The 9,105-nt window shown below is 69.1% G+C and carries 9 protein-coding genes; 2 read left to right on the top strand and 7 right to left on the bottom strand.

Annotated elements, in window-relative coordinates:
- Positions 1 to 24: 24 nt before the first annotated feature.
- The 5 genes from ACSNOG_RS30340 to ACSNOG_RS30320 form a co-directional block, all read right to left on the bottom strand.
- Positions 25 to 1,437, bottom strand: a complete 1,413-nt coding sequence (locus ACSNOG_RS30340) for an NAD(P)/FAD-dependent oxidoreductase (protein WP_436755912.1) — start codon at positions 1,435 to 1,437, stop codon at positions 25 to 27.
- A gap of 4 nt (positions 1,438 to 1,441) precedes the next feature.
- Complete coding sequence (locus ACSNOG_RS30335) at positions 1,442 to 2,272, bottom strand: ABC transporter permease (RefSeq protein WP_436755911.1); 831 nt, start codon at positions 2,270 to 2,272, stop codon at positions 1,442 to 1,444.
- Entirely contained in the window at positions 2,272 to 3,204 is a 933-nt protein-coding gene (locus ACSNOG_RS30330; protein ID WP_436755910.1) for an ABC transporter permease, read from the bottom strand. The genes ACSNOG_RS30335 and ACSNOG_RS30330 overlap by 1 nt, the downstream gene beginning before the upstream one ends.
- Complete coding sequence (locus ACSNOG_RS30325; protein WP_436755909.1) at positions 3,204 to 4,367, bottom strand: ABC transporter ATP-binding protein; 1,164 nt, start codon at positions 4,365 to 4,367, stop codon at positions 3,204 to 3,206. Before ACSNOG_RS30325 ends, ACSNOG_RS30330 begins: the two co-directional genes overlap by 1 nt.
- 155 nt (positions 4,368 to 4,522) lie before the next feature.
- Complete coding sequence (locus ACSNOG_RS30320) at positions 4,523 to 5,461, bottom strand: extracellular solute-binding protein (RefSeq protein WP_436755908.1); 939 nt, start codon at positions 5,459 to 5,461, stop codon at positions 4,523 to 4,525.
- A 237-nt stretch (positions 5,462 to 5,698) separates the two neighbouring features.
- Here ACSNOG_RS30320 and ACSNOG_RS30315 point away from each other — a divergent pair, with 237 nt between their 5' ends.
- A complete protein-coding gene (locus ACSNOG_RS30315; RefSeq protein WP_436755907.1) occupies positions 5,699 to 6,142 on the top strand; it encodes a phospholipase in 444 nt (147 codons plus the stop codon).
- 84 nt (positions 6,143 to 6,226) lie between these two features.
- Here the strand turns inward: ACSNOG_RS30315 and ACSNOG_RS30310 are convergent, their stop codons facing one another.
- Positions 6,227 to 7,750, bottom strand: a complete 1,524-nt coding sequence (locus tag ACSNOG_RS30310) for a gamma-aminobutyraldehyde dehydrogenase (RefSeq protein ID WP_436755906.1) — start codon at positions 7,748 to 7,750, stop codon at positions 6,227 to 6,229.
- A 365-nt stretch (positions 7,751 to 8,115) separates the two neighbouring features.
- Here ACSNOG_RS30310 and ACSNOG_RS30305 point away from each other — a divergent pair, with 365 nt between their 5' ends.
- The gene (locus ACSNOG_RS30305; RefSeq protein ID WP_436755905.1) at positions 8,116 to 8,757 is read left to right on the top strand and encodes an NADAR family protein; all 642 of its coding nucleotides are present in this window, start codon (positions 8,116 to 8,118) and stop codon (positions 8,755 to 8,757) included.
- On the opposite strand, the gene ACSNOG_RS30300 is transcribed toward ACSNOG_RS30305, so the two are convergent.
- Positions 8,709 to 9,105: DUF4190 domain-containing protein (locus ACSNOG_RS30300; RefSeq protein ID WP_436755904.1), on the bottom strand; the 397-nt coding region annotated here is incomplete at its 5' end. The two genes, ACSNOG_RS30305 and ACSNOG_RS30300, sit on opposite strands and share 49 nt — an antisense overlap.

Genomic DNA, 9,105 nt, shown 5'->3' with positions numbered 1-9,105 from the left:
GCCCTGGCCCCATGCCCCGCCCGCTCAGCTGTCGAACCCGAGGCCGACCTTGTCCATCGCCTTGAGCCAGAGGTTGCGGCGGCCGCCGTTCTCGTCGGCCTTCGTCATCGACCACTGGGTGATGCCGATGCCCATGGAGCGCACGGGCTCGGGCGGGAACGGCAGCGGCTTGCTGCGCACCATCTCCAGCTCGGTCCGCTCCGTGCGCTCCCCGGAGAGCAGGTCGAGCATGACGTCGGCGCCGAAGCGGGTGGCGCCGACGCCCAGGCCCGTGTAACCGAGGGCGTAGGCGACCTTGCCGCCGTGCGCTGTGCCGAAGAAGGCCGAGAAGCGCGCGCAGGTGTCGATGGCCCCGCCCCAGGTGTGGGTGAAGCGCACGCCTTCGAGCTGGGGGAAGCACCGGAAGAAGTGCTCGGCGAGCTTCTGATACGTGGCCGGGTGGTGGTCGTACTCCGCGCGGACGCCGCCTCCGTAGTGGTAGACGATGTCGTAACCGCCCCACAGGATGCGGTGGTCGGGCGTGATGCGGAAGTAGTGGAAGTGGTTGGCGGCGTCGCCGAGCCCCTGCCGGCCCTTCCATCCCACGGCGTCGAGCTGTTCGGCGTTCAGGGGCTCCGTCATGAGCGCGTAGTCGTAGACGGGGGCGATGTACGAACGGACGCGCTTGACGAGTGAGGGGAAGGCGTTGGTGCCGAGCGCGGCGTGCCGGGCGTACACGCGCCCGTAGGGGGTGCGTACGGCGATGCCGGCAGCGCGGGATGACAGCTCGGTGCCGGGTGTGTGCTCATAGATGCGCACGCCGAGCTCCGTGCAAGCGCGCTTGAGGCCCCATGCGAGCCGGGCGGGGTGGAGCATCGCCACTCCGTCGCGGTCCCAGAGCCCGGCGAGGAAGGTCGGGGAGCGGACCTCGGTGCGCAGGGCGTCCCGGTCGAGGTATTGGTAACCGGTGATGCCAAGGGCTTCGAGTTCCTCCGCAGCCTCCTGCAACTCGTGCACCTGGTGCGGGGCGGTGGCGATGTCGATCTCGCCCGTGCGTTCGAAGTCGCAGTCGATGCCGTGGCGGGCGAGGGTGGCCTCGATGTCGTCGAGGTTCTGCAGGCCGAGCTTGTGCAGCGTGGTGAGCTCGTCGGGCCAGCGGGCGGCGCCGTTGGCCCAGCCGTGGGTGAGGGAGGCGGAGCAGAAGCCGCCGTTGCGGCCGGAGGCGGCCCAACCGGCCTCCTGGGCCTCGATGAGGACGACGTCCCGGCCGGGGTCGCGCTCCTTGGCGAGGAGCGCGGTCCACAGTCCGGAGTATCCGCCGCCGACGACGAGCAGGTCGCAGTGCTCGTCGCCGACGAGCGCGGGGAGCGCCTCCGGCCGGGAGGGGTCGTCGAGCCAGTAGGGCCGGGGGGCGGCGTCTGAAAGTGCTTGGACAGGGTTCATGGCACGAGCGGCCATGTTCTCAGCTCCTTTTACGGCGCCCGCCGATCAGCTGACCGGCGAGGACGCACAGCACGGCGATGGCGAACATCGCCGTTCCGATGACATTGATTTGAACGGGTGTGCCCCGTTGTGCGGATCCCCAGACGAACATGGGGAAGGTCACAGTCGAGCCGGCGTTGAAGTTGGTGATGATGAAGTCGTCGAAGGACAGGGCGAAGGAGAGCAGGGCGCCCGCCACGATGCCCGGGGCGGCGATCGGGAGAGTGACCCGCAGGAAGGTCTGCAGCGGGGTGGCGTAGAGGTCCTGGGCGGCTTGTTCGAGCCGGGGGTCCATGGACATCACCCGGGCCTTGACGGCCGTCACCACGAAGCTCAGGCAGAACGTGATGTGGGCGATCAGGATGGTCCAGAAGCCGAAGGTGACGCCCATGTTGAGGAAGAGGGTGGCCAGCGAGGCGGCCATGACGACCTCGGGCATGGCCATCGGCAGGAAGATCAGTGTGCTGACGGTGGACCGTGCGCGGAAGCGGTAGCGGGCGAGCGCGAAGGCGAGTGCCGTGCCCAGGACGGTGGCGCCCACGGTTGCCCAGGCGGCGATCTGCAAGCTGAGGGAGAGGGAGCCGCACAGGTCGGCGACGCCGCAGGGGTCGGTCCAGGCGTCGGTGGAGAAGCGCTGCCACTCGTAGTTGAAGCGGCCGTTGGGCTTGTTGAACGAGAAGACGGTGACGACGACGTTGGGCAGTACGAGGTAGGCGAGTGTGGCCAGCCCGGCGAGCACGACGAGGTTGCGGCGGAGCCACCGCACGGGGCGGCTGGACAGGACGGCCGGACGGGTGTGCGTGGAAGGCATCAGACCAGGTCCTCCGTCCCGGACTTGCGGATGTAGACGGTGACCATGGCGAGGATCGCGGCCATGAGGATGAAGGACAGGGCGGCGGCGGTGGGGTAGTCCAGGACGCGCAGGAACTGGGACTGGATGACGTTGCCGATCATCTTCTGGTCGGTGGAGCCGAGCAGCTCGGCGTTGATGTAGTCGCCCGTGGCGGGGATGAAGGTGAGCAGCGTGCCGGCGACGACGCCGGGCATGGACAGCGGGAAGGTGACCTTGCGGAAGGTCGTCAGCGGACGGGCGTAGAGGTCGCCGGCCGCCTCGTGCAGCCGGGCGTCGATGCGCTCCAGGGACGTGTACAGCGGCAGGATCATGAACGGCAGGAAGTTGTAGGTCAGGCCGCAGACGACGGCGAGGGGCGTGGCGAGCACGCGGTGTCCCTCGGTGACTCCGAGGGCGTTGGTGACGTCAAGGACGTGCAGGCTCGCGAGGGCGGAGACGACGGGGCCGCCGTCGGAGAGGATCGTCTTCCAGGCGAGGGTGCGGATCAGGAAGCTGGTGAAGAACGGCGCGATGACGAGGATTATCAGGACGTTGCGCCACCGGCCGGCCTTGAAGGCGATGAGGTAAGCCAGCGGATAGCCCAGGGCGAGGCAGAGCGCCGTGGCGGTCGCGGCGTAGGCGACGGAGCGCAGGAACTGGGGGTAGTACTCGGTCAGCGCGTCCCAGTACGTGGCGAAGTGCCAGGTGACGTCGAAGCCCTCTTCGAGTGAGCCGGTCTGCACCGAGGTGGACGCCTGGTAGACGAGGGGGGCGGCGAAGAAGACGAGCAGCCACAGGATCCCGGGGAGCAGGAGCCAGTACGGGGTGAGCTTCCTGCCCCGTGCGGCCGTCCGGCCCGGCGCGGGGGGCGCAGGGGGCGTGGCGGGGGGCTGGTCGGTGACGAGTGACATCAGGTGCCCTCCCCCGCGTCCGTGCCCGCCTCGATGCTCTGTGCGGCGTCCAGGCCGAAGCTGTGCCCGGGGTTCCAGTGCAGGACGACGTCGGCGCCCGGGGCGAGGCGGCTGTCGCGCTCGATGTTCTGCTCGTAGACGGACAGGCCCGCGGCCACGGGGCTGTCGACGAGGTACTGGGTGGAGACTCCGATGAAGCTGGACGCGGTGATGCGGCCGTGGGCGCGGTTGCGGCCCTCGGGGATCGTGCCGGCGTCGTCCGCGTGCGTCAGGGTGATCTTCTCGGGCCGTATTCCGACGAGGAGCTTCCCGCCCGCCCGGGGGGCGGTGGTACATCGCGCACGGGGCAGGGCGAGTTTGGTATCCGCGGCGCGCAGCACGAGGGTCTCGCCCGAGGTGTCGAGGACCTCGGCGGTGATGAGGTTCGAGGTGCCGAGGAAGTTGGCGACGAAGGTGGTGCGGGGCGTCTCGTAGAGGTCGGCGGGGGCGCCGAGCTGTTCGACGCGCCCGGCGTTCATGACCGCGACCGTGTCGGCCATGGTCATGGCCTCCTCCTGGTCGTGGGTGACGTGGATGAAAGTGATGCCGACCTCGGTCTGGATGCGCTTGAGCTCCAGCTGCATCTGCCTACGCAGCTTGAGGTCGAGGGCGCCCAGGGGCTCGTCGAGCAGCAGCACCTGGGGGTGGTTGATCAGGGCGCGGGCGACGGCGACGCGCTGCTGCTGGCCGCCGGAGAGCTGGTGGGGCTTGCGGCGGGCGAAGTCGCCCAGCTGGACGAGGTCCAGCATGTCGCCGACCTGCTTCTTGACGGACTTGATGCCGCGGCGGCGCAGGCCGAAGGCGACGTTCTCGTAGATGTCGAGGTGCGGGAAGAGCGCGTAGCTCTGGAAGACGGTGTTGACGGGGCGCTTGTGCGGGGGGAGGGCGGTGACGTCCTTGCCGGCGAGTTCGACGGCGCCGGTGGTGGGCTGCTCCAGGCCGGCGATCATGCGCAGGGTGGTGGTCTTGCCGCAGCCTGAGGCGCCGAGCAGGGCGAAGAAGGAGCCGGCGGGGACGCTCAGGTCGAGCGGGTGGACGGCGGTGAAGGCACCGTAGCTCTTGCTGATGGCGGTGAGGCGGACGTCCGTGCCGCTGCTGCTGCCGGTCGGAGCGGTTACTGTCATGGTCTTGGATCCAGGGGGTCTCGGGGGCGTGAGCACGTACGGCACGTACAGCCGCGTACGTTCTCATATGTCCGGGGCCGAGTGCCGCGCCGGTGGCCCGTTTCGGCGGGACAGGCGCCGGTGAGGTCGGAGAAGGCGGCCTCGAACGCCTTCTCCTAGGCGGCGGTCAGGGAGCGGAAGGCGTGGGCCTTCGCCGGCATCGTTTCGCTGTGGATGATCAGGCTGTTGCCGGCCGACTTCCTGTCGATCTTCGTGAGCTCGTCCCGCAGCCCGGTGGCCGGGCTGACGCAGTTGATGGTTGCAGCGAGAGGTGCGGCGACCTCGGGCTGGTAGCAGTAGTCGATGAGGCGCTCGGCGTTCCTCTGGTGGCGGGAGGTGCGGGGGACCGGAAGATTGTCGCTGGAAAGCATGTATCCCGCGTCCGGGATGACGCACGGGATGTCGATGTTGTCGGCCTGGAGCTGGAGGAAGTCGCCCGCCCAGGCGATGCAGGCGGCGATGTCGCCCTTGTTGAGGTCGCCCGTGTAGTCGTTGCCGGTGCAGGGACGGATCTGTCCGCGGTCGCGGGCGCGGCGCAGGCGGTCGACAGCTGCGTCGCATTTCTCGGCGGTGACCTTTTCGGGCTTCCTGCCCATGTCGAGAAGTGTGAGGCCGACCGTGTCGCACATTTCTGAGAGGAGTCCGACGCGGCCCCTGGGCCGCGGATCGTCCGGGGGCTGGGAGACGGAGTCGACCGTAGGGCCTTCGGTGGCCTTCTGGTTGTAGGCAGTGACAGCGGGGATTCCGGTGAATTCGACGTCGGTGTCCCCGGTGTACGTCACCTCGATGCCGATCGAGCGCCGGAACTCGTCGAGCGCGGGGCGGCCCGTACCGTCCGCGCTGCTGTCGATGCACTCGGTCGAGTCGGAGAACCCGAGGGTCCGCTCGTAGGCGGAGCGGTCCTCGGAGGCCCCCAGAGCCCCCTCCGGGCGCCTCGCAGGCGGGATACCGCAGCCGGCCAGGCACGCGAGCGCGCCGGGGGCGAGCGCGCCTGCTCCGCCCGCCCACAGCAGGGCACGCCGGTTCACGGCGGTCCGTGGCTGGTAGCGCTCCATACGAGGTGCCCTTTCCGTAGCTCCGACGGACTTTGAGCGAGGATCCTGGCAGGGAAACCGTGCCTGAACAAGGGATTCCGTTGTTGCCTTTTGGTTACGCAACAGTTCCACGACTCCCATGGATCGTTCAGGCATGAACCTGCCACGCTCACTTCCTGACGACAGGGGAGCGAGCGGGCAGCACAAACCCGCTCGCGGCACAGAACAAGGAAAAATCCGTTGGGCTACAGAAAAAGAGTGACAGCCGTCGCGGCAGTAGGTGCCGCACTGCTCATGGGGGCCGCGGTCGAACCGGCAATCGCCCAACCGTCATCACCGAAACCTCCGCTCCAGACCAAGACCGACAAACTGCTCTTCGCCGATTCGATGAACCGGTTCCAGTCCGCACGCAACGACAAGGGACGGAGCGACGAGCTCGACTGGTCCTCGGACGGCTGCTCCCAGGCGCCCGACAGGCCCATGGGCTTCAATTTCCTGCCGTCGTGCCAACGGCACGACTTCGGCTACCGGAACTACAAGAAGCAGGGCCGGTTCGACCACGACACCCGTCTCGCCGTGGACAACAATTTCAAGGCGGACCTGAACGCTTACTGCCGCACCCTGCCCAAAGCGAAGATCGGAACCTGCACATACTGGGCCGGGGTCTACTACAGCCAGGTCCGCGAGCACGGCGGCCCGTGAAGCCCGGCCGGTACGGGAACGGCTCGGTGGGCGGTACGGGAACGATGCGAAACCGACCCTGGAATGCTCCTGAGGAACAGGCCGTCAACCTAGGGAGAAAACAGTCCGGTGCCAGGGCTTTCGCGCCACTGCAGTGATGTCGGACATGACGTGTTTGATCTGGGTGTATTCCTCGAAGGAATACGAGGACATGTCCTTTCCGTAGCCTGACGCCCGACAGCCACCGTGCGGCATCTCGCTGATGATCGGAATGTGGTCGTTGACCCACACGCAGCCCGCCTTGATCTCCCTGGTGGCGCGCCCCGTGCGGTACACGTCCCGGCTCCATGCGGAGGCCGCCAGCCCGTAGGGCGTGTCGTTGGCCAGCGCGATGCCCTCGTCGTCACCGTCGAAGGGCAGCACGACGAGCACGGGGCCGAAGATCTCGTCCTGGACGATTTCGCTGGACTGAGCGGCTCCGATGACGAGCGTGGGGCGGTAGTACGCCCCCTTGGCAAGCTTCCCCGCCGGGGCCGTACCACCGGTGACGACCGTGGCGTAGGCGCGCGCCCGGTCCACGAAGCCGGCGACGCGGTCGCGTTGGGCGTACGAGACGAGCGGGCCGAGGTCGGTGGCGGGGTCGAAGGGGTCACCGAGGCGCACGGATGCCATCAGATCGGCGACCCCGGAGACGAACGCCTCGTACAGGGGGCGCTGGACGTACGCGCGCGTGGCGGCCGTGCAGTCCTGCCCGGTGTTGATGAGGGCGCCGGCGACCGCCCCGTGCACAGCGGCCTCGAGGTCGGCGTCGTCGAAGACGACGAACGGCGCCTTGCCGCCGAGCTCCAGGTGGAGACGCTTGACCGTCCTCGTCGTGATCTCGGCGACGCGCCTGCCGACCGCGGTCGATCCGGTGAAAGACGCCATAGCGACGTCCGGATGGCCCACGAGGCGCTCCCCCGCGTCCGCGCCGGCACCGCAGACGACGTTCACCACGCCGGCGGGAATGCCGGCCTCGGTGGCAGCCTGAGCGAACATCAGCGATGTCAGGGGGGTCAGTTCGGCGGGCTTGAGCACGATCGTGTTGCCCGCTGCGATCGCCGGGAGGACCTTCCACGCGGCCATCTGCAGGGGGTAGTTCCAGGGCGCTACGGATCCCACGACGCCGATCGGCTCACGGCGTACGTAGGAGGTGTGGTCAGCGCTGTACTCACCGGCGGACCGGCCTTCCAGGTGGCGCGCCGCGCCTGCGAAGAAGGCGGTGTTGTCCACGGTGCCCGGAACGTCGAACCCGGTGGTGAGGCGGATCGGCTTGCCGCACTGGACGGACTCCGCACGAGCGAGCTGCTCCGCCTGGTCCGCAAGCAGGCCCGCGAACCGGCGCAGGGCGTCGGAGCGCTCCGCCGGGGTCGCCCCCGCCCACGCGGGAAGGGCCTCCGCAGCGGCCGTGACAGCGGCGTCCACGTCCTCCGGGCCGGCCAGTTCGTACCGGAGGACCTCGTCCCCCGTAGCGGGGTCCACAACCGCGTGGAGGCGGCCCGAGGTGCCGGGGCGCGCCCTGCCACCGATGTACTGGGCTCCGCCTGCGAAGCGCCCTGCTGCATCGAACCGCTGATCCGTCGCGCCCATCCACACACCCCTCGTAGCCGGCTGCGCCTTGCTCTCTGCGCTGCACCGCGCAGGGCACCCGGAGCCGATCCTGACAGAGGAAGCCCGCCCCAACAAGGGATTCCGTTGCAATAGCCGTGACTTGCGACGGAATCAGTCAGAGGACGTCTGCCGGGCGCCGCATGGGGCGCGTGCGAAGGGTGCAGCAGCCGGAGACCCGGGCTCTGCGGGCATGGGGCGGCCGCAAGTCGGCACCGATACTGAGGAGGCTCCCGAAGAAGGCGAACCACAGGCCGGGAGTCCCAGAGCCACGGCGCCGAGGACGATGCCGGTGGTCGCGGCACTCCGGTTGGCCCGCCCGGTTCCGCTGCCGGGCGGCTGCGACAATGACCGGCGTGAAGATCAACGGGGACCAGTACGGATACGCGCGCGCGGGGCACCATGCGGACGGCCCGCGTTCGGTGGCGGAGCTGACGGCGGCCGTCGCCCGCGGCGAACGTTTCAAGTACGTCTGCTTCTGGGGCCACCAGCCGCGACGGGACGGTGCCATCGGAGCGAGCTGCTTCAGTCAGTGGTGGCCCTCGCCGTTCACCGTGGACGGCACCGTCTACGCCACAGCCGAGCACTGGATGATGGCCGGCAAGGCGCGGCTCTTCGGCGACGCGGAGGCGGCGGCGGAAGCGATCGCCGCCTCGCACCCCAAAGAGGCGAAGGACGCCGGTCGCAAGGTGCGCGGTTTCGACGAGGAGACGTGGCGGCAGCACCGCTTCGAGCTGGTGGTGGAGGGCAGCGTCCACAAGTTCGCGCAGGACGCGGCGCTGTGCGCCTACCTGCTGGGCACCGGTGACCGGGTGCTGGTCGAAGCCAGCCCGCTCGACCGAATCTGGGGCATCGGCCTGGCCGGCGACGACGAACGCGCCCAGGACCCCGCTCGCTGGCTCGGCGACAACCTGCTCGGCTTTGCCCTCATGGAGGCGCGTCAGCGGCTGGCGTCGCGGTCCACGAGCAGCACGGGCGCCGACAAGTAGGCCCCGTACACGGCGCCGGGCTCGTCATCGGGCACCGGGCCGTCACTGTCGTCGACATCGATGTTGATGTAGACGATGACCATCAGGACGGTGGCGACGAGCGCCGCGCAACCGAGGATCAGCCCGGAGAGGGCCTGTCCGGGGTTGGTTGCCTCGCCGCCGCGCACCTTGGCGCGGCCCACGGCGCCGAAGATGACGGCGAGGATGCCCAGCACCGCCCCGAGCACGATGGTGGGCGAGAACACGATGCCGACGATGCCCAGCACGAGGGCCGCCAGCCCCAGGCCGTTGCTGGGTACGGGCTGCTGGGCATAGAGCAGCGACGCCGGATAGCCGTACGCGCCCGGC

Origin of the sequence: Streptomyces sp. URMC 124 (assembly GCF_051386455.1) — a bacterium.
GTDB lineage: Bacteria > Actinomycetota > Actinomycetes > Streptomycetales > Streptomycetaceae > Streptomyces.
Note: the sequence above shows the minus strand (reverse complement) of the source record. Positions and strands in the feature narration are given on the sequence as shown.

What these genes read in the sequence shown, in the direction of transcription:
- ACSNOG_RS30305 (WP_436755905.1), top strand. Translation starts at nt 8,116, where the DNA reads ATGACCGGCGTGAAGATCAACGGGGACCAGTACGGATACGCGCGCGCG.
- ACSNOG_RS30340 (WP_436755912.1), bottom strand. Translation starts at nt 1,437, where the DNA reads ATGGCCGCTCGTGCCATGAACCCTGTCCAAGCACTTTCAGACGCCGCC.
- ACSNOG_RS30325 (WP_436755909.1), bottom strand. Translation starts at nt 4,367, where the DNA reads ATGACAGTAACCGCTCCGACCGGCAGCAGCAGCGGCACGGACGTCCGC.
- ACSNOG_RS30330 (WP_436755910.1), bottom strand. Translation starts at nt 3,204, where the DNA reads ATGTCACTCGTCACCGACCAGCCCCCCGCCACGCCCCCTGCGCCCCCC.
- ACSNOG_RS30310 (WP_436755906.1), bottom strand. Translation starts at nt 7,750, where the DNA reads ATGGGCGCGACGGATCAGCGGTTCGATGCAGCAGGGCGCTTCGCAGGC.
- ACSNOG_RS30320 (WP_436755908.1), bottom strand. Translation starts at nt 5,461, where the DNA reads ATGGAGCGCTACCAGCCACGGACCGCCGTGAACCGGCGTGCCCTGCTG.
- ACSNOG_RS30335 (WP_436755911.1), bottom strand. Translation starts at nt 2,272, where the DNA reads ATGCCTTCCACGCACACCCGTCCGGCCGTCCTGTCCAGCCGCCCCGTG.